Annotated in this window: 17 protein-coding genes; 15 read left to right on the forward strand and 2 right to left on the reverse strand. The window is 56.9% G+C overall.

The features are described from left to right. Nucleotides 1–108 precede the first annotated feature (108 nt). The 9 genes from BSZ35_RS00240 (at nucleotide 109) to BSZ35_RS00275 (ending at nucleotide 10,659) form a co-directional block, all read left to right on the forward strand. The gene (locus BSZ35_RS00240; protein WP_219846557.1) at nucleotides 109–1,902 is read left to right on the forward strand and encodes a DUF5131 family protein; all 1,794 of its coding nucleotides are present in this window, start codon (nucleotides 109–111) and stop codon (nucleotides 1,900–1,902) included. Nucleotides 1,903–2,056: 154 nt separating this feature from the next. Continuing rightward, entirely contained in the window at nucleotides 2,057–2,347 is a 291-nt protein-coding gene (locus BSZ35_RS19180; protein ID WP_146109956.1) for a hypothetical protein, read from the forward strand. Between the two features lie 305 nt (nucleotides 2,348–2,652). Next, entirely contained in the window at nucleotides 2,653–3,492 is an 840-nt protein-coding gene (locus BSZ35_RS00245) for a ParA family protein (protein ID WP_105010561.1), read from the forward strand. A 52-nt stretch (nucleotides 3,493–3,544) separates the two neighbouring features. Then, nucleotides 3,545–3,997, forward strand: a complete 453-nt coding sequence (locus BSZ35_RS00250; RefSeq protein WP_105010562.1) for a hypothetical protein — start codon at nucleotides 3,545–3,547, stop codon at nucleotides 3,995–3,997. A gap of 644 nt (nucleotides 3,998–4,641) precedes the next feature. Then, nucleotides 4,642–5,982, forward strand: a complete 1,341-nt coding sequence (locus BSZ35_RS00255) for a replication initiator protein A (protein WP_105010563.1) — start codon at nucleotides 4,642–4,644, stop codon at nucleotides 5,980–5,982. Between the two features lie 631 nt (nucleotides 5,983–6,613). Beyond that, nucleotides 6,614–6,871 carry a hypothetical protein gene (locus BSZ35_RS00260; RefSeq protein ID WP_105010564.1) on the forward strand — a complete coding sequence of 86 codons (258 nt, stop codon included), beginning with the start codon at nucleotides 6,614–6,616 and terminating at the stop codon, nucleotides 6,869–6,871. A gap of 52 nt (nucleotides 6,872–6,923) precedes the next feature. Continuing rightward, nucleotides 6,924–7,334: a dual specificity protein phosphatase gene (locus BSZ35_RS00265; protein WP_105010565.1), complete on the forward strand. Its 411-nt coding sequence runs from the start codon at nucleotides 6,924–6,926 to the stop codon at nucleotides 7,332–7,334. A gap of 522 nt (nucleotides 7,335–7,856) precedes the next feature. Continuing rightward, nucleotides 7,857–8,624 (forward strand): hypothetical protein, encoded by a 768-nt coding sequence (locus BSZ35_RS00270; RefSeq protein ID WP_105010566.1) that lies wholly within the window; start codon nucleotides 7,857–7,859, stop codon nucleotides 8,622–8,624. An 85-nt stretch (nucleotides 8,625–8,709) separates the two neighbouring features. Beyond that, nucleotides 8,710–10,659: a hypothetical protein gene (locus tag BSZ35_RS00275; RefSeq protein WP_146109957.1), complete on the forward strand. Its 1,950-nt coding sequence runs from the start codon at nucleotides 8,710–8,712 to the stop codon at nucleotides 10,657–10,659. 489 nt (nucleotides 10,660–11,148) lie between these two features. Here BSZ35_RS00275 and BSZ35_RS00280 read toward each other — a convergent pair whose 3' ends face one another. After that, nucleotides 11,149–11,934 (reverse strand): DUF2182 domain-containing protein, encoded by a 786-nt coding sequence (locus BSZ35_RS00280; RefSeq protein WP_105010568.1) that lies wholly within the window; start codon nucleotides 11,932–11,934, stop codon nucleotides 11,149–11,151. Between the two features lie 323 nt (nucleotides 11,935–12,257). Continuing rightward, on the reverse strand, nucleotides 12,258–12,905 hold the full coding sequence (locus tag BSZ35_RS00285) for a DUF1326 domain-containing protein (RefSeq protein ID WP_105010569.1): 648 nt from the start codon (nucleotides 12,903–12,905) through the stop codon (nucleotides 12,258–12,260). Nucleotides 12,906–13,603: 698 nt separating this feature from the next. Here BSZ35_RS00285 and BSZ35_RS00295 point away from each other — a divergent pair. The 6 genes from BSZ35_RS00295 to BSZ35_RS00320 form a co-directional block, all read left to right on the forward strand. Continuing rightward, a complete protein-coding gene (locus BSZ35_RS00295) occupies nucleotides 13,604–14,269 on the forward strand; it encodes a thermonuclease family protein (protein WP_105010571.1) in 666 nt (221 codons plus the stop codon). 287 nt (nucleotides 14,270–14,556) lie between these two features. Then, the gene (umuD, locus tag BSZ35_RS00300) at nucleotides 14,557–15,036 is read left to right on the forward strand and encodes a translesion error-prone DNA polymerase V autoproteolytic subunit (RefSeq protein ID WP_105010572.1); all 480 of its coding nucleotides are present in this window, start codon (nucleotides 14,557–14,559) and stop codon (nucleotides 15,034–15,036) included. A gap of 49 nt (nucleotides 15,037–15,085) precedes the next feature. Then, on the forward strand, nucleotides 15,086–16,408 hold the full coding sequence (locus BSZ35_RS00305) for a Y-family DNA polymerase (RefSeq protein WP_105010573.1): 1,323 nt from the start codon (nucleotides 15,086–15,088) through the stop codon (nucleotides 16,406–16,408). A gap of 73 nt (nucleotides 16,409–16,481) precedes the next feature. Beyond that, nucleotides 16,482–17,615, forward strand: a complete 1,134-nt coding sequence (gene dinB / locus BSZ35_RS00310; RefSeq protein WP_105010574.1) for a DNA polymerase IV — start codon at nucleotides 16,482–16,484, stop codon at nucleotides 17,613–17,615. Between the two features lie 326 nt (nucleotides 17,616–17,941). Beyond that, a complete protein-coding gene (locus BSZ35_RS00315; RefSeq protein ID WP_105010575.1) occupies nucleotides 17,942–18,745 on the forward strand; it encodes a hypothetical protein in 804 nt (267 codons plus the stop codon). Then, nucleotides 18,727–18,945, forward strand: a 219-nt coding sequence (locus tag BSZ35_RS00320) for a hypothetical protein (RefSeq protein WP_181149111.1), incomplete at its 3' end; no start/stop codon positions are given. The genes BSZ35_RS00315 and BSZ35_RS00320, both read left to right, overlap by 19 nt.

The raw sequence follows: 18,945 nt of genomic DNA on the forward strand, positions 1-18,945 counted from the left end.
TTCGCGTGGATGGGGCCGCCTCGCCGGCGTCCTCATCCCGACGTCATATATGACCCCGCCTTTTCGACGGGGTCCTTTCAATTATCTTATCATCAAACTGCAATTAGCATGCAGCAAACAACCAATCACAGAAACCGGCGGACAACCTCCCAACACGGTCCTCCTTCAGATACGGATGGTCGTACAGGACTGAAGGACCCGAGGACTGCGAATACAGGAAGTTCTCAGAGAGAGGACGGCGGTCCGTCCGATGCCCTTTCGAAGCTGAACCGATGCGAACAGACAATCGAGCAGTATAAGGAGTCCGAGCTCCAAGCTGCTCGTGCAATGCGTCGAATCAGTAAGGAGGGGCTGCATCGGGAACTGGGTTTCATACGCATCGGAGAATATGCCAAGGAGAAGTTTGGCATCTCGAAGCAGCGGTGGTATCAACTTGTCGCTTACGCTGAGATACACGACAAGATCGACGGGCAGATCGAGTCAACCCAGGTTGACGTTCCGCTTCCAGAGAGCGAGTCGCACGTTCGCCCCCTTTCCGACTACAAGGACGATCCGGACATTCTTTTTGGAATGTGGAAAGCGGTCGTGGAAAGGTGTGACTCACTCACTCGGAAGAACGTGAAAGCAGCTGTGGACACCCTCACCGGTGGAAGTAACTCCTCCAATGAAGATGGCTCTGAGGAGGAATCTCACGGCGAGGACGCAGACTCCAACCGAGACAAGGAGAACGACTCTGAGAAGGAGAATTCGGATGAGGACGATGGCTCAGAAGAAAACTCCGACGGGAGCGACAGCTGTGACGACTCCAGTAAGAGCAGCGAACTGGAAAAGGCGCGCAGTCACTATTCTCCAGTGCTCGACGGACTAACCAACGGCGTTGCGGAGAGCCTTCTAGAGATCGCTGAAACGGTCTCCAGCAGCGGGCCTCTGCAAAAGAGCCACCTCGAAGATGTCCGTGCTCGCCACGAGAAGCTTTCCAGGGCTCCAACGGACGCCTCCTCATTTCCCTGCATCTCAGGAACGAAGGGGAACGTCAACGATCGCGATGTCCTGATCGCAATTCCCGAGGAGATGCTCACCAGGAAGATGGCGAAAGTGGCCGTCCCAATCGGCGTACCTCAGGCGCAGAACGAATTTGGGATCCCGGTCTCATTCTTCGATAAGAAGCCTCCCCTCCAGGACATCCGCTCCTGTTACGAGGAAAGGGAGAGAACCCCGACGTTCAATGGCGCAAATGAGCAGATTGACTGGGCAGACTACACGATCAACCCAGTCACAGGTTGCCTCCATTCGTGTGGCTATTGCTACGCTAGATACCTGTCAGAGGAGATGGGCAGATATAAACAGGGGTTCCACCCGACGTTCTACCCGGGGCGGCTCCTCGCCTTCTCAGAGGCACAACCACCGGAAGAGATCGACCATGTCCGCGAGAAAAATGTCTTCGTGGGCTCGATGTCGGACATCTTCGGGAAGTGGGTTCCCGACTGGATCATCCAGGCCATCCTTGACGAGGCAGAAGCGAACGCAGAGTTCAATTACCTCTTCCTCACCAAATTCCCGCAGAAGCTCAGCCGGTTCGACTTTCCCGACAACGCTTGGATCGGAACGACCGTCGATAAGCAGCACCGGGTCGGCCTGGCAGAGAGATACTTCCAGAAGGTCGACGCCTCGATCAAGTGGCTAAGCTGCGAGCCGATGCTCGAAGAGCTGGAGTTCAACGATCTGTCGACGTTCGACTGTGTCGTAATCGGCGCTCAGGAAGGCTACGGCGATATAACTGAGAAGCAGCCGGAGTTTGAGTGGGTCCTCAATCTCTGCCGCGTTGCCCAAGAAGCAGATTGCGAGATCTACTTCAAGGAGAACATCGATCTGAACCTTCCGAAAGACCTTCCAGCCTCCTAACCTTTCAATTTTCCGAAGCGCGGCGCCCTGAACGGGAAGCTGCGCTTCGGCCATTGTTTAACTCGTAGGGCGTATCTGTTCGGGGTCCTCCCGAGACCTGGCCCTATGACCGATACTAACTCGTCTTCTCAATCAACAAACTTCGACTTACCTTATGGCTATTGATTCTGCCGAGCGAAACTCAACCGACTCTAAGGGCAGCTCATCCCCCTGCGAGACTGTCCCTCAGAACGACGTTCGAAAAATATTGAATTACATGGGATGTGACGAACTTCGACCTCTCGATGAAAAAAATTGGATCTCCATCGGTGAGATCGACAATCGTTATGGTACGACGGACCAGACTCAAGTTCGAAGCGCCGGAGCAAATATGCCAGTTCGTCTGATTAATGCAGAAAGTGGTTCCGTCGTCGCCCATGCTCGCTCTTCTCCATCCAAAGAGTAGCCCATGGTTACTCGCGCAACCGATATTTACCTGCAGGTACGATGTCTTGACTACTGAGGAGCTACGGCGACCCTTTTTTCATTTCCACAACGAGAGAATACGCAGGACCTGTTAGTTCATTTCGACCCAAGCCCAATTCCGATACGAGCAAAGCGGATGCTCAGTCCCTAAGATATTAGGTCGTCTTGTCGACATAACGGCAAGGTGTCTTAACACTTGCGAGTCAAGCCACCTTGACGATAAGTCGCTATATCTATATATTCTCTACTGTTACAACTCAGCCCATCCAACCCGCCAAGCTCCCCATGCCAGAAGTAATCTCCGTCGTCAACCAGAAAGGCGGCGTAGGTAAGACAACCACGACTGTAAACCTGGCCGCTGGCCTCAGTGAAATTGGTCAGTCGGTCTTAGTGATCGACTTCGACGCGCAGATGAACTCCACGAATTGGATGCTCGGCCGTGAGACTGAGGAGGACGAAGCGAGCATCTTCGACAGCCTAGACACTGTGGCAGGTGAGGAGGCGGAAGAGTTTTCCCTCGCTGAACTGGCTGAGGACAGTGGCGCCGGTTTCGACTTTATCCCGGCCGGAGAAGACATGATTGCTAACACCTTCGACTCGACCATCGGCCGAAGCGGAGCTTATCCTAATCAGCTCCGAGTCCGAGTTGAGGAATTGGAGCGCGAATTTGAGAAAGGGCTTATTTCGACTCCTAACGGGCCATACGACTATTGCCTAGTGGACTGCCCTCCCTCCCTCGGAAGAGCCATCATGGTGGCGCTCGTTGGCTCTGACGGAATCCTGGTACCTGTAGCGGCCGATGGGTTCAGCATGCAGGGGCTCAAGCAGCTGTTAAACACCATCCGAGAGGTACGAATCAACAATTCGGATCTGGAGATCATCGGAATCCTGGCGAACAACCTCGACCTTCGATCCGGTCTCGTCAAAGACATGGAAGAAGCGCTGCACAACCGTTACGAAGATCTGATGTTTGAGACCTCGATCCCCTGGCGCTCGAAGATCAACGAGGTCACGACCCTTGGAACCTATCTGAAAGACCACGCCCCCTCGTCCGATGCCCGATCTTTCTACAAGAGCTTAGCACACGAGGTTGTAGAGCGCACCCAAGCACCTACCCCTGCCTAGGTAAGCTTACTTTGCCGCCAGACACGATCTGCTAGCACAACTAGGAATCCTTATGCCCAAAAAGCGAAGCAACCGACCAGATGTTGACGACCTCCTTCCAGAAGTCGACGAGGAAATGCAGGGTGGCGCGGCGGATACTGAAAGCCGTAGGTCGTCAAGCCGAGATGACGATATGTCCTCTAGCCAACAAGACGATAAAGAGGTAAGTCGTCATGACGATAAGTCGATACTCGCACAGCAGCTGGGATTGTTCATGGAGGGTCCGGAATCGCCGTATGAGCCAGGCCTTCCAGAACTGGAGGCCAGAGCCAATGGCTACTTAAGTAGCGAGGTAGAGGAGGCTCTCCAGCAGGCAGCCTCGGTCTTGAAGAATCGCTTCGATGGAGTCTCAAAAAGCCTAATCATGAACTACGCGATTCGGGTGGCCCTTTGGGAACTGAGAGAAAACGCGGAGAAGAGCCAGCTCGTGGAATGGCTTAAGGAAGTAGCTAACGAGAAGAAGTAGGTCCAACCATCATCAAACCTCCAGAGAACAGAATCGACAAAGTCGCGCTCGCTCCTCAGAGTTATGCGCGAGGTCAGACTCTTATCCGCAGGTACGAAGCCAACCAGATATACTTCGTACCTCAGGGTAAGAACCGGTGCTGAGCGCCCTTTCCCTAGGGTTTGGTTCGTCCCCTAAGGTAAGTGTGCTATCTGATCACTCGGCTCCTCATCCCAATATTAGCTCATCGAATCGCTTTCGTTAGCAGACTCACGACCCCAGGCCAACGCGCACACGTGTGGCGGCTGTGATAATCGTGAACGTTGCCACCTTCGTACCTGCTGGTAAATCGACCATCGTACCAAGGAGTAAATGCATCGTACCAGTGGATAAGAGCCATCGTTACAGAGGATAAGACCCCAATTTTCACTGCGTACCTACAGATAACGACCTCCGTTACCAAGGATAAGTGCATCGTACCTGCGGATAATTTACACATCTTATCAACATCCCGTAAGACCTTGTCTCTCAGTACTGTACGCGATTAAGAGTAGTCTGTAGCCACTTGACTTACACTTATGTTTTAGTGTTTTATTGTATTAATGGACGCGCGAGGACCGACAGGCGGGGAGCCAACCTTCTTTTTAACGAAATGGGGCTGAATAATGTCAGACCTCAGCCAGATGACTCTATTCGAGGAAGAGGAGCCAACCCTGGTAGCAAGTGGGATCGACGACATGAACCTCGTCGAGGTACTCCTCGGGCTGCCTGGTCGAAGGCGTCCCCCAGAGGACAAAACGATCTCAGTCCCTTGGGAGAAAGACGACCGGTCCTACTACCTCGAGTACAACAACTCGTGGCTGCGAATCGATTGGGAAAGCAGACGCAGGGATACAGGCAAGAAGGACGACTTTTACCTTGAGGTACGAAGCCCTGAGAGCAAAGGGCTCCCTACCAAGAGCGTAGAGGACGTATTCGTGGCCCTCATGGACCTAACCGCGAGAGAGAACTTCACAAGTCCAAAAATAAAAACCACTCGGCACGAACTGCTCTCCATCATGAAGCACTCCGATGGAGGAAAGGCCTACCAGCGTCTCGAAGAGACACTTTCACAGCTCGTGAACCTCACAGTTGAGACAAACGCCTTCTGGAATCCCAAGAAGGAAACCTACTTCAAAAGCGAGTTCAGCATAATCGACTCAACTGACCTCGAACGCTCCCAGGGAGACCATAACGCCGAGACACACATCACCTGGGGATCGAAGATGTTCGAGATCTTCCAGAAGGGATACCTAAAACGGCTCGACACAGATTTCTACTACTCGCTATCCAACACCACAACCCGCCGAATATTCAGGTGGCTGGACAAGCACTTTCGACACTATCCGACGGTAGAAGTGGATGTACTCCGGTTTGCCCATAAGACCCTCGGCTTCGGGGTCTCTTACAAGTACCCGAGTCAAGTCCTTCAGAAACTTGAGAAACGCTTGGACGAGCTCGTAGAAAGAGGCTTCTGCAAATGGAAAGTGGTCGATTCGAAGACAGACTCAGGACGTAAGTTCATCTTCTCACGACGAACACAGTACACGGCCGTCCTCTTCCCAAGGCGCGATCTGATAATAGAGGCGCTTGAACGTCACGGCCTGAATCGGGCAAGCGAATTCGTAGACCGACACGGCTGGGACCGGTGCCTTCGACACCTCGAATACCTTGAACACCGACTGCAATCAGGAAAGAAGGAGATACAAAACCCTGGAGGGTGGTTAGCAGATGCCATAGAGCAAGACAGGCGTCTGCCCAGTGGCATCAAAGAGAAGATATCAGAGTGCCGAGAACAAACAGTCGAGTGGTGCAACCAAATGTACCAGGCCCTTTCACTGGAGGAAAAAAGCAAGCTAGAACAACGAATCAAGAAAGAACTTGAGGGATGCAATGAAGAGGAAAAAGAAATAATGGAACGCCAGTGGAGAAACCGGCTACTGCTGAATAGAATCAAACAATTCTAAGCCCCACGGAAGTCCGTTATTGCAAGATCTATCTTTCCGAAGAGCAAGATGACGGTCTCCCTCATTTCTTATTTGCTGCAGCGGCTCGTTAATGTAGACAATGGGGGATGGCAATCTGCACTGGATAGGTTACCTTCATCTGCAATAACAGAAATACTTCCTGCCTATAGTAACATACTCCCTAAGCGCACCGTAGCGTGGCGATAATATCTTCCTCGCACTACTGCGCGACCTTATCAATCTTCCCATCTCGGCGAACTAGCCGTCCAGCTCGGCTCGGCGATCTCCTCATCGCTGCCGCGCACCGCGCTGATGCAACATATCCAGCCGAGAAGAGGATAGAAGCACCCTAAGCTCTCTGCCTGCCGATAAGCCTCTTCATTGACAAGTGTCCTGCAGGCGGCTCATCTTGCTTTCGTGGCGCTCCAGGTGAGCATCGAGGAGGGACTCGCGAGGAAGAGCAGATCTCGATGGTCGAGCAACGTAGGTCATCACAGAAGTGAGCACTGGAAATGGGAGAGGTGTCCAATGACAGTTATGGGAAGCAGCCCGGACAGACGCTACCGATGACTTTCCGGGCCTCACGTCTTAGCTTGCCAGCGAAGTGAAAGTCCCATCACGCATAACCGGTATGCCCGAAAACGAAGGATCTGACCTGCGGACCTGGATCAAGGTTGGGGACGACCCGCTCCGCTACGAATACGGCCGGGAGAATCCCGGCCCAAATGGTCCGCTCGTCAAAGATCAGCTCGCATACGTGGAAGAAGAGAAGCACTCCTCATACTTCCACTGGGAAACCTACACGCGCCATGACAAGGGCGCGAAGCCAAGCAGGGAGGAGGCGCAGGCGGCAGCCGTCGAGGCTCTCCGTAAGGAGAGAAGAGAGTAGTGGAAACTGTCCCAGCAAAGCGAATCCGACCTGACTCGGTTCGCCCGAAGCTATGCCCTCCGTCACAGTCTATGAGAACCTCACCGTCGGCCCATACGAGGAAGCCAAGACTCCTCTCGATGGGATAAAAGCGCTTCTGAACGTGGCTGAGGAGCACTCACTGCCGGAGACGAACCTCCCAGCCCATAAAGTACCGATCGTCGACATGCAGCCGATCCCAGCCGAGCAGCTGGAGGAGGCTGTTCGATGGATCGACGAGCATATCGGTGATCATCACATCTATCTCTTCTGCAACGCTGGCGTCGGCCGATCGCCGTCGGTAGCAGTGGCCTACCTTTGTTGCTACCGAGGATTCTCGTTCGGTGAAGCCGTAGAGCACGTCGCCCGGCGAAAGCCAGACATCTCAACGCTTCCCATGCTGATCGAACGGATCGATACCGTCAAGTCTCGTCTCGGTCGATAATGAAGTAGACCCGAGACGACCTGGAACCCCTCATATCTGAAGTCCCTCCCCCCACACCTGTCGCGGCCCGGACCCAGGAAGCGCCCCACCTACATGAAACCAACGCTAGGTGGCGAAGAAAGGGCTTCGGAGTACAGCTCTGAACTCCAACGGAGCCTCCGGAACTCAGGCGGGAAGTTTCGCCAGACTCGGAGTTGGAGGGTACCACGGGCTCTGAGCTAACCGAGGATTCTCATGATCCAAGACGGACTGAATCAGCAGGAAGTCTGACTTGCCCCGCCCATGCAAACGAAGATCAGTCAGAATCCTGGACTCCTTGAGTCAGATTCTTGGACATCTCCGTAATCCCCGAATCATCCGCTGCAAATAAAACTTGTAGATAGCGGCGCTGCAAACAGCAACCGCCAAGAAAAAGGTCGGCCCCACACGGGAGCCGACCTTAGACCTTAATCATCGTCCGCAGAGATGCAGGCAGTTGGAGCTGCCAGCATCAGCCATCGAACAAATACACAAACTCTCTCGATGACCGCACATACTTGTACACCTGCAGGTGAGGATGATCCTGAACGGGGCAATAGCCTCGTAGACCTGGACCGTCTCTTGACCAGCCTCGAAGCGATTCAGACGAGTCTCGTCCCCCCAGCAGACTTTGACGAAGAGCTCGCCGACCTAGAGCGAGCATACCTTGAGCTTTGTCTTACCGTAGCAGAGCAGCTCGCGCCTGAAGAAAAGGGCCAACTCAACGCGGGAGTGGTGTACTCGGCCCTGTCTCCGTTTTCGACGCAAATGCTGAAGCCGGAGCGAGGCGGGATCGGGATCACCAATCTACCCGACTCCCCAACCGCCCTCGTCACAAAGCGACACCGATACCAGCAGACCGAGTACCGCATTGGGGAGGCCACCCGAAAGGCCCACTCGACACTCCCAAAGTGGGATGGGCAGATCGCCGGATTGGCCAAGGCCGCAAGCGAAGCAGTCCAAACCGGTAGCGCTGGCAAACTCGCGGCCGGGTATACGACAGCCGAACATACAATAGCAGCGCGCGGAGCAAGCGAGCCAAGCGGAACCGCAGAAGGGGACATGGCCACAGAGCAGAACCGCGGGCCAGATCAGGGAAGCCCAAGCCTGGACACAGGACCGGAGACCGACGGGAGCAGCGGCGACAGGCACAACGGCACCACCCGGATGACCAGCCCGCCCCGGAAGCCCGGCAGGAACACCCCCCGGGCCGGGGGACCGCCCCCAGGGAGAGACCCCCAAGCGGCACCCCCAGGCCATAGGCCAGGGTGATATTTACCGCATCAACCGCTTGGACCCCTTCTCACCGCCTGCAGACCGGGATATTCGGCAGGTTTCTGATGTGGGATTCGGCCGCTTGGAGATTCCAGATTGGACTTCCCCTGATTGGCTTGAGGACGCCTTCTCTGAAAAGGCACTCTCTGACAGGGCAGCCGACGACGCGCCCGATGATGAACCGGCAGATGGATCTGCGAAGAAGGGATCGGACCCCAATGACCGTGAGGCCCAGGAAAAAGAGTCCAAGTCCTATCTCATAACCGAGATCCGGGGGAATCATAAACAGCGAGATCTCCTCAACCAAGCAGTGGAGGAAGCCCCCGAACCGATTCGGAGCCCCTACCGGCATTTCATCATTCACCTTATCACCTGTGCGAAGATCTACGGGGTCCGAGAGTACCACCCCATACATCATCAAACGCTCATCGACAAGCTCCCCGAGGGTTGGCGCCTCACGGAGATCGAGGGGGGCACCTCGCGGCTCTGGCGATTCGATGAAAGCGTAATCCAATGCCTCGACGGAGGCAAGTACGCCAGCGGAGACGATCATCGACACGGCCGTGCTCGGGAGTACCGGATCGACCCAGATTTCGCGCTGGACTTTCACTCGGCCGGATCAGGGGCCAACCCGAATTACAACCTCCATCACGCAAACAAGCGCGTCTGGAGTTCAGCAGCAATGAAGACCATTCTCACGACTCCGTCCGGGCACCGCTGGGGGAAGAAGTGCTCTCTCCCCGGCGGGCACTACAGCCTGATAGACGGCGCCCTCCGGAACCTCGACGAGGCCGACCACCGGATCCGGACATTTCCCATCTACCGAGTCCGGGACGTCGCAGAGGCAGGCTACCGGCGCGCAGCGGAAAACCACCCGGCCGACCACCCAAAGCTCCTACGAGCCAAAGGGCGGTACCACTCCATCCTGTCGAGCCTCGGCATTATCAAGCGACAGAGCCGACACGTCGAGAACGGTGTCGCATCCCTCACGAATGCCTATGAGGTGCAGCCAATCTCCGGGCGATTTTCGTTTCGGCGAGGAGGGCCTCAGTCCTTGCCCGGAGCGCTCAAGGCGTTCGCCTACGACTTCGAAGATGTGTACAACTACGACATCAAGTCGAGCCAGACGGTCGCGCTTCGCCAGCTTGCCTCCGACCTCCGCTCGCTCGGATACGACGTAGACACGAAGCCGCTCGACGAGTATATCGAGCGAGGCGGGAAGGACTGGGTCGTCGAGAATGAGGACTACGACTTGCCCCGCGGGCTCGTGAAACAGGTAGAGCATGCGGTCAAGTTCGGCGGCAGGATCCCGGCCTCAATGGAGCAGGCGTACTACTGCAAGTACAAGTCGCCTTGGGGGATGCCCAAAATTGCCGAGCACGTCGAGGATCACTTCGACGATCGAGAGGAGCAGAATCAAGCCCTGGAAGACCTAGCTGAGGTTTTCGGCCCGCAGGTCGAGATGATTGAGGAGCTGGCAGACGGGCTTCTAGGCGCCTACTGGAGCGCTAACAGCACGCCCGGCGGGCGGGGGAAGGGTCGAGTCGTCCATAATCAGTGCGGCATTACCTTCTGCAAATTCGACTACGAGGAAGGACACGAACGCCGATCAAAGGCGATGGCCTGGTACCTGCAAGGACTGGAGGCGGCCTACGTGCACGCCATTACCATCCTGGCCGAGCAATACAGCTACGAGGTGATGGCCAACGAGCACGATGGGTGCATTACCACCGGACAAGTTCCAAACAAGGCGAAGGAACGAGCCCGCACGCTCAGCGGATTCGAGAAGGCTGAGCTCAAGAGAAAGCCTTTCGCGGGCGAAGAGGACGTCCGAACGATCTGCAAGAAATGCGACCTCAAGGTTCCATCACGCCTCAAGCGACAGTCTTCCGGCTCGACCGGCCAGAGTTCTTATCGGAAGGGCCGGGGCGCCAACCGAGACGAGCGAGCGCAAACGACCCACGGGCGGCGGGCTCCAGCAGAATCGGAGGGTTTGAGGAAAGCAGCCGACAGGGCGGCAGGCGCCTCATGAGGAAAATGATTGCAGCTCATGGCTACAATCGGCTCTCTGTCAAATGCGGGGCCTGTGTCAGAACAGCTCCGTGAGGACACTATCGGTCAACCGCGGTAGACTTTTCCCCACACCCAAGGTCTCGCCCTTGTCGGTCGGTCATTTGAGCACACATGGGTGGAGTACAATTGGTCAAAACCGTCCTCATATTAGGCTGCTACCGAGCGCAGTTCGCCGACGGTACGCAGGTACTCGTCCGGGTCTTTCATTTCGAAGTACGCCCGACCGATGGCGAAGACGGGTCATGCTGGCAGGCGGAGGGGCCCAATAGAAGGGTTTCCTCGCTCCGCGTCGGCTGGCCAAGATCCGTTCCGTCGACCCGAGCGGTCGAGAGACAATCGGAAATATTCGTGTGGGCATCACGATGTCAAAGTGTCCGTTGGGGGCGTTTCCTAACAGTGTTATGTCTCCGACTCTCTCCGGACAAAACGCAAGGGCAATGCGAATTCTTTAGAGGAGAGGCATGCCCACCCCCACCATCCACACGCCCCCTCCGATAAGGAGCAGGCCCGCCGCTCGGCTCACCCATTGACCCTGGGGGACAATCTTCTCCAGGAGAACGAATCCGGCAATTGCGGCGACCCACAGCAGGTTCATTACGCCAACTACGAAAAGAAGCGCCATTAGCATCGAGCAGCATCCTACGCAGTATACACCATGCCGAAGTCCCATGACGAGCGCACCTCGGGTGCCCTCTCGCCACTCGGTCATGAGAAAGCCGAGCGGCGAGCGGCACTGCGTCAGGCACGTATACTTGAGCGGGGTCCATTGAAAGAGGCCCGCTGCCAATAGAATCCCTCCGCCTAGCAGGGGAGTGGAACTTGCCATGGCCGGAGAAAGGAGGGCGGCGGCATGGAGTCCCCACTGTAGAGCCGTAGCAAGGATGCTGAACCCGGTCCAGATGATCAGATATCCAAGCACGAATGCTGCAGTGGGCACGTAGGGATCTTCGCGGTCGCGGCGGCTATTAATTTGAGCAAACCTGAGGATCATCGGCGCGGCGGACGGTACCATCATTGCCACCATCATCACCACCCACATGATAAGCAATAACGCGAGATCCGCCCCACCCCAGGCTTGCACGTGCGGCATGGCCATCTCCACGTTCACTTGGCCCATCGTGCCGGCAAGGTGAATCATGTAGGTCCACGCGGCGGCCGTGAGTCCGACAAGGCCGGCAAGCACCACGGCCTGGTCTTGGCGTAGCCAGTTCTCACGAGACTTGTTGCCGTTCATCACCGCTCTCCTTCACTCCTCCAGATTCCCAGTCTTCTTTCTCTGGTTCGTACGCTCCAATACCGCATAGCAATGCGAGTCATCTCCTCGGAATCCACGGTGCGTCTTGTGCCCTGACTTCCGTTTGCATCGTTGGGTCCAGTCCTAGAAACATCCGGGCCGGGACCGTAGGGGATGGACCAAGTACTCAGTCACGGTGGTTTCGTCGAGTACGAGCTCTTTCTTTCGTCACAACATCGACCTCCAACGACGAGGGATGACATACACGGAAAAAGGACTCCCCGCCACGATCATCGTGCCGCAGTACTAATGCCTTGGAGCGGTCACGGTTGGTCGGGGCCGCTCCAGTCGAAGTTCATGTGCTTGCTCGACTGGCCGGTTCGTTCCCACTGGAGATCGAAGCCTTCCGCCTGATCTGCGACGGCCACGCCCTGTGTGGCCACGGCGCTAGGCCCCACCTCGCTGCCCGGCGGATTGTGAACTTGCACCCGCTCGTTGAAGGACGTCGTCGGGCCGGAGAGCGCTTCCGCGCGTGCCTCCACGTGTCCCGGAATACGCGCGCTCCACCATTCGAGGTCATCGGCGATCTCGAACTCGATCGGCACGAACTCAAGGCCGCGCATCTCCACGATCAACTCGCTGAACTGCGCAGGCCACCCGCCTGCTTCGCCACCGAAGATCAACTGTAGCGCCTCTCGTTGCCGTTCATCGGCCCGCTCATCGACAAACATCCCGGCGGTGGCCCCGGCGAAATCATCTGCCCACGGGTTTCCAGTGAAAGAGGCCAGGGCAAGCACGTTTAAGTCGTCGACCACCACATCCCCGTAGTGTCCTTCGCGAATGTGCCATACCATTGTCCCTTCACATTCTCCGCCAGTCGGTGTCTGGGCGAAGTAGCATGGACACGGAATATTGCACTTGCAAACGTCGAACCAGTCCCCCTTCAATTTCCATTGCTCAATGCTTTCCATGCTATTCTCCTCCTTCGATGGGGCTTACACTCACATACAACGCTATGGACTGGAGGACTTGTCTTTGAAAGCATTACCTCGAAAGCGGGCCTCAGCCGATGGCGCCTCCTTCTGTACGAGATCGGTCAAAATGCACACGGAATACTCGCATATGGTATCACATGGCACCGTCCTCAAGTGGCGTGGCTCGGAGAGGCGTCCACACTTATCCAAGGCCCGTCAGCAGCACCGACTGATGAGGCGAGACGTTATGAACCGGGAGCCCACCGTGTCTAACACACCCAACTCGATGACTCCAGTCCAACAATTCCTCCCCTCATCTCCGAATGAAAGCGCAGTCCCCTGAACATGAGGCGATGCTACCCGAAAACGTCCCTCCAATCCCGCGGCCCGAATCCAGAGCGGAGGCGCGGCTTCTATTGCTTTGCCTCGAGGTGGGTCTGATCCCCACCTACAAGCATGCCTCTGAAGGAAGCGACAGTAAGACACACGAGCGCCAGAAGGGAAACTTCAGCCAGGCGAATCTCGGTCTTTCAGAAGCGGAAGTAATGGCCCGAGGGGCCTGACTAACAAACACCTCATCTATCGCGAAAGACGCGCTTTCCCAGCCGCCCCGGCTTCCAAAGCGATCGACACTATAGGGGAGGGTTCTTATTTAAGTAGTGCTACGATCGCAAACTGCGCTCCCCTCCAGAACCATGGATTCCGCACGCACACTTCGTACCGCAGCCGTCCTCGCGTTTCTCATGGCGTCGCTGATCGTCCCAAGGGTGAAGGGGCAGGTAGACCCTGGACAGACGTATACGGCAAAAGTGATAGACGTGACTGACGGCGACACCTACAACGCTCGACGCTCGAGTGGACAAGAAGTCACGATCCGTCTCCACGGAGTCGACACCCCGGAGACAAACCAGCCTCACGGCAGGGCCGCAACCCGGGCTGCACGCAGATACATTGGCGGAGAGCGCGTCCGCTTTACAGTCGAGGAGATCGGCTCTTACGGGCGCGCTGTAGCCCGGATAAGCGTAGGAGGTGGCGACCTTGGGTCAATGCTCATCCAGGAAGGACACGGCTGGTATTACGAGCAATACGCGCCTGGAGCCACTGAGTACGCCCGGCTGGAGCGCCAGGCCCGCAATGCCGATCGCGGCCTTTGGTCCCGAGCCAATCCCATTCCACCCTGGGAGTGGCGGGACCGGTCGGCTGGGGGACAGCAGACCACAAGCGAAGATAAAGACTGCTCTGACTTTGAGACCCAGCCGGAAGCACAGGCATTCTTTGAAGCTCACCAGCCAGGGGATCCGCATCGCCTGGATGGAAACGGCGATGGAGAAGCCTGCGAGTCACTCCCAGGAGAGCCGTAATCTCCTTCGGTTCTCCTCGAAGATGGCCAGCAGTCTTTTGGGTTTCTACCGTTTTTATTCCCCCATGCGTGCCCGCCTGCAGCCCAACCTTTTGGCCTTAAGGGCCCGGTTGAACCTGCGGGCGGGTATTTCTATGTCCCTCTCGACCGTTCCCTTGTCTGGATGAGTTACGCTGAGTGGAGCATGAGCCCCTTGGAAATAGGCCGGAGAAGAACACATGTTTAGAATATGTGTCCGTATCATTATTATGATGGCCAGTGCTCGACTTCTGACCGTCTCCGACCTTCATGTTCTCTGCTCAATCCCCTGCTTGTTCCTCAGAACTCTCGAGTCACGCGCTCATTGCCACTGGGTTTCGCCCGCAGCGAAGTGAGAACGTGCAGTTCCTTCCGCTTTACCTCTCGCACGTTGAGGCGGGATTCCCATCTGCGGCCGATGACTACATCGAAACGGAGCTCGACCTCAGCAAGCACCTGATCAATAACGAGGAAGCGACCTTCTTCGTCCGCGTCTCCGGGAGCTCAAGGGCCGAGGCCGGAATCCACGATGGCGACATCCTCGCGGTCGACCGGTCGATGGAGCCAGAGGACAGGGCGGTCGTCGTGGCTGCCCTCGATACCGAGCTCACCGTCAAGCGTTACGAGGTCCACTCGGGCCACCCTGACCTCATGCCCGAAAACTCAAGTCATGATCCGGTACCCGTCCGAGAGGGGCAGGAGCTCATCATTTGGGGCGTCGTCCAGCACGTCATGCACGAGGTATCTTGACGAGGGGAGGGGACTCTATCGCGTTTGATGTCTGTATTCTTGTAATCCTGTGGACACCGTTTTCGCACTTGTCGACTGCCAGAACTTCTACGCCTCCTGCGAGCGGGTCTTTGACCCGACCCTTCGCGGCAGACCCATCTGCGTACTTTCAAACAACGACGGGTGCGTCATTGCCAGAAGCGAGGAGGTGAAGCGTTCGGGCACCGAAGGGGAGGGCGTGCCAATGGGCGCGCCTTACTTCAAATGGCGAGAGGAATTGGAGGAAATGGATGCTGCGGTGCTTTCCTCCAACTACACCCTCTATGGGGACATGTCCTCCCGCGTGGCCAGCATTCTTCGAAACGATGCTCTGGAGCTGGAGCGGTACTCGATCGACGAGTGCTTTCTGACGCTGCCCGCTCTCTCCAGAGAGAACCTCTGGCGTGTGGCTGATCGAATCCGCCGGCGCGTTCTCAAGTGGCTCGGAATTCCAATTCGCGTCGGGATCGGCCCGACCAAGACCCTAGCGAAGATCGCCGACGAGAACGCGAAAGCCCGAAAGCGGGCCGGCTGGGGAAAGGGCGTCTACGTCTGCCCGGAGGAGCCAGAGCGAGAGGAGCTCCTCAGGCGCGTGCCAGTCGGTGATATCTGGGGCATTGGCTCCGCCTACGAGGAAAAGCTTAGGGAGAAGGGGGTAACATCGGCCGCTGGCTTCCGGTCTCTCCCCGACAGGTGGATACGGAACGAGATGACAGTCGTCGGGCTCCGAACCGCTCAGGAGCTGAGAGGACGGCCGTGCCTGAAACTCGAGCTCGTGCGCCCTGACCGAAAGACCCTCGTCCGCTCTCGGTCCTTCGGCCAGCGGGTTGAGTCGAAGGAGGACCTTCGCCAGGCGCTCGCCAAACACGCAGAGCGTGCTGCCGAAAAGCTCCGGGAGGAAAGTCTTGTGGCAAAGGGGATTGGCGCATTTATCACGACGAAACGGTTTGCCGATCCGCCCCACTACTCGAACTCCGTCGCCGGAAGCCTGCAGGAGCACACTGCTCGTGGGGCACCGTTTGTGAAAGCCACCAGGCGCCTGCTTGAGGTGATCTATCGTGAGGGCTATGGCTACAAGAAAGCAGGTGTCCAGCTTTATGACATTCGCCCATCGCGACCGCACCAGGAGAGCCTCTTTGGGAGCTCTCCCACGGGTCGCCGGCGAAAACAAGACGAGGACCTCATGGCGGCCGTCGACCAGGTCAATGCAGAGTACGGAAAGGGCACCATCCAGGTCGCAGCCAGCGGCTTGCCGGAAGAAAGAGAGTGGACCATGAAACGCAGGCAGAAGTCTCCTCGATACACCACGCGGTGGGACGAGCTGCCAGTCGCCAAGGCGGGAGAGGCTCAATAAAGACTCCCGCCCGTGCTCCAGGGCCAGCCATCCCACGCAGGCAGTTTGCCGCCATAATTGAGATCCCATCCGAATGGAAAGGCAAGCAGGCTACAATTCTGAACAGGGTGGAGAAGACAGCCACAGGCGCATCGTTCACGTAGACATGGACGCGTTCTACGCGGCCATAGAGCAACGCGACTTTCCAGAGAAGTACGCAGGCGAGCCGATTGCGGTTGGAGGAACGCCTCCACGCGGTGTCGTCCAGACCGCCAGCTACGAGGCGCGCCCGTACGGAGTGCATTCGGCTCAGGCAGCCGTCGAGGCAGACCGAAAGTGCCCTGACCTCATCTTCGTCTCTCCGCGAATGGACGTGTACAAGGAGGAGTCCCAGTCGATCAGGAAGATCCTCTTTCGGTACACCGACCTCGTCGAGCCGCTCTCTTTAGATGAGGCCTACCTGGACGTCACCGAGCCGAAGAAAGGGCCCCGCTCAGGCACGCTGATTGCCCGTCGCATTCGAAGGGAGATCCAGGAAAAGACCGGCCTTACAGCTTCTGCGGGCGTCGGTCCCAGCAAGTTCGTCGCCAAAGTCGCCTCTGACCGAGACAAACCGGACGGGCTCACGGTGGTGACCCCAGAAGAGCAGATGGCCTTCATTGCAGAGCTCCCAATTGAGGATTTCCATGGCATCGGGCCCGTCACAGCAGAGAAAATGAATGAGATGGGCATCCAGGCGGGGAAAGATCTGCAGGAGCGTCCTGAGCGAGAGCTCAGAAAACACTTCGGGAAACGGGGCGCTCACTTCAAAAAGCTGGCGATGGGGGAAGACGACCGGCCCGTGAAGCCCAACCGTGAGCGAAAGTCCGTTGGAGCCGAGCGCACGTTCAGAGAGGATATTTCCGACCCTGAGGAGATGCTTCGCAGGCTGGAGACAATCGCAGAAAAGGTTGAGAGGCGCTTGAAGGGAGCCGGGCCAGAGGGAGGACCTGCCTGTGGGCGTACCGTCACCTTGAAACTGAAGTCCCACGAGCACGAGATCAGTACCCGACAAACCACGCTCGAACGGGCAGTGTCAGAAAAGGAGAAGCTCTGTGCCCTCGCCGAGCGGCTTCTCCACCGGCCACGCCCCCCGGCTGAGCCTGTCCGCCTCTTGGGCCTCAGTGTCTCGACGCTCACCAGCCCCACGTCCCACGCAGGCCAGCAACTGGAGCTGGAGTTTCCTTGAGTGCCAGTTCGCCTGATCGGGATGCAAGAACCAGGAAGATGCCGTCACGGTTGGGATTTCACCAGTCCGTCACGAATCGCTCTTGACACCCCGGGGGTCGATTTTCGTACATTGGTTATTGTAGTGATTGTCTAGAAAAGCTCGTTTCCATCTCAGCGGAGCGGGCTTTTTGTATTTTGATACAGTTCCGCTTCTCGAGGCGTCCCGAAACCCAGATCCGCATACTCCGCCTCTAGATGCAACCCGTCCAGACGAAGTGAATAGAGAGGAGATGCGCATCCTTTCGGATGATAAGCATCCTCGGTCAGTGACGCCTGTCTTTGCCAATGGAGGTCTCTAGAGAGGAGCTCTACGAGCAGGTTTGGGAAACTCCCGTCAGTAAACTGGCCCCGGAGAAGTACGGCATCTCCGACGTCCGGCTCCACAAGATCTGCGAGGAGCTTCGAGTCCCGACTCCACCGCGCGGCTACTGGGCGAAGCGGCAGCACGGAAAAGATCCGCCGAGAGAGCCGCTTCCGGAGGCTCCAGAAGATGCCCCAACCACCCAAGTCATTCGAGGAACGGGCCGTTCGGGGATAGAGGAAAACGACGAAAGCAAAGAGGAAGGAGCCGAAGAGGTCTCAGAGTTTGAGCCGCCGCCCTTCCAGCCCCCGGAGGTGAGAATTGCTTCCACTGCAGACAACTATCATCCTCTTGTCTCGAAGGCACGTGCTGCTTTGGAAGAGGCCCGAACTGATCGGTACGGTAGACTGGACCCGACGGAATCTCTGGAGGTCAACCTGAATGTCTCTCCCGGAACGCGATCCCGGGCCCTTCGAATCGCCGACGCGCTTATCAAGGCATCCGATCAGATAGGATGGGACGTGCCCTCTCCCCGCGAGAAAGGACGCAGTTCCTTTACCATCGAAGGGGAGAATATTTCTTTCCGTATCACCGAGAAAGCTACGCGTGAGGAGCGGGATGTGCCTGAGTCGGAGCTCGGTTTCGGAGAGTACAAATACGACTACGACCTGACCGGCCAACTCTATCTCAAGCTCACGTTCGAACGGGGCCTCGAGCCACGGGGCCAGAAAAAAAATGGAGGGAGGGGGAGGAAAAGACGCTGGAAGACATGGTCCCCGAGATTCTAGAGGGGATGCACGAGGCCGCCTACGGCGTTAAACAGCGGAGGAAGGAACGAAGGGAGTTTCAGCAAAGGTTCGAGAAGAAGAGAAAGAGGCAGGAAGAACAACGGCGCCGTCGACGGGAAGAAGAAAAGCGTCGGGAGGAGCTCGAGAGACAGGCAGGGGACTGGAAAGAGGCTCAAGATCTGCGCCGGTACATTGACGAA

Source organism: Salinibacter sp. 10B (assembly GCF_002954405.1).
Lineage (GTDB): Bacteria > Bacteroidota > Rhodothermia > Rhodothermales > Salinibacteraceae > Salinibacter.

What these genes read in the sequence shown, in the direction of transcription:
- BSZ35_RS00240 (WP_219846557.1), top strand. Translation starts at nt 109, where the DNA reads ATGCAGCAAACAACCAATCACAGAAACCGGCGGACAACCTCCCAACAC.
- BSZ35_RS19180 (WP_146109956.1), top strand. Translation starts at nt 2,057, where the DNA reads ATGGCTATTGATTCTGCCGAGCGAAACTCAACCGACTCTAAGGGCAGC.
- BSZ35_RS00245 (WP_105010561.1), top strand. Translation starts at nt 2,653, where the DNA reads ATGCCAGAAGTAATCTCCGTCGTCAACCAGAAAGGCGGCGTAGGTAAG.
- BSZ35_RS00250 (WP_105010562.1), top strand. Translation starts at nt 3,545, where the DNA reads ATGCCCAAAAAGCGAAGCAACCGACCAGATGTTGACGACCTCCTTCCA.
- BSZ35_RS00255 (WP_105010563.1), top strand. Translation starts at nt 4,642, where the DNA reads ATGTCAGACCTCAGCCAGATGACTCTATTCGAGGAAGAGGAGCCAACC.
- BSZ35_RS00260 (WP_105010564.1), top strand. Translation starts at nt 6,614, where the DNA reads ATGCCCGAAAACGAAGGATCTGACCTGCGGACCTGGATCAAGGTTGGG.
- BSZ35_RS00265 (WP_105010565.1), top strand. Translation starts at nt 6,924, where the DNA reads ATGCCCTCCGTCACAGTCTATGAGAACCTCACCGTCGGCCCATACGAG.
- BSZ35_RS00270 (WP_105010566.1), top strand. Translation starts at nt 7,857, where the DNA reads ATGACCGCACATACTTGTACACCTGCAGGTGAGGATGATCCTGAACGG.
- BSZ35_RS00280 (WP_105010568.1), bottom strand. Translation starts at nt 11,934, where the DNA reads ATGAACGGCAACAAGTCTCGTGAGAACTGGCTACGCCAAGACCAGGCC.
- BSZ35_RS00285 (WP_105010569.1), bottom strand. Translation starts at nt 12,905, where the DNA reads ATGGAAAGCATTGAGCAATGGAAATTGAAGGGGGACTGGTTCGACGTT.
- BSZ35_RS00295 (WP_105010571.1), top strand. Translation starts at nt 13,604, where the DNA reads ATGGATTCCGCACGCACACTTCGTACCGCAGCCGTCCTCGCGTTTCTC.
- umuD (WP_105010572.1), top strand. Translation starts at nt 14,557, where the DNA reads ATGTTCTCTGCTCAATCCCCTGCTTGTTCCTCAGAACTCTCGAGTCAC.
- dinB (WP_105010574.1), top strand. Translation starts at nt 16,482, where the DNA reads ATGGAAAGGCAAGCAGGCTACAATTCTGAACAGGGTGGAGAAGACAGC.
- BSZ35_RS00315 (WP_105010575.1), top strand. Translation starts at nt 17,942, where the DNA reads ATGGAGGTCTCTAGAGAGGAGCTCTACGAGCAGGTTTGGGAAACTCCC.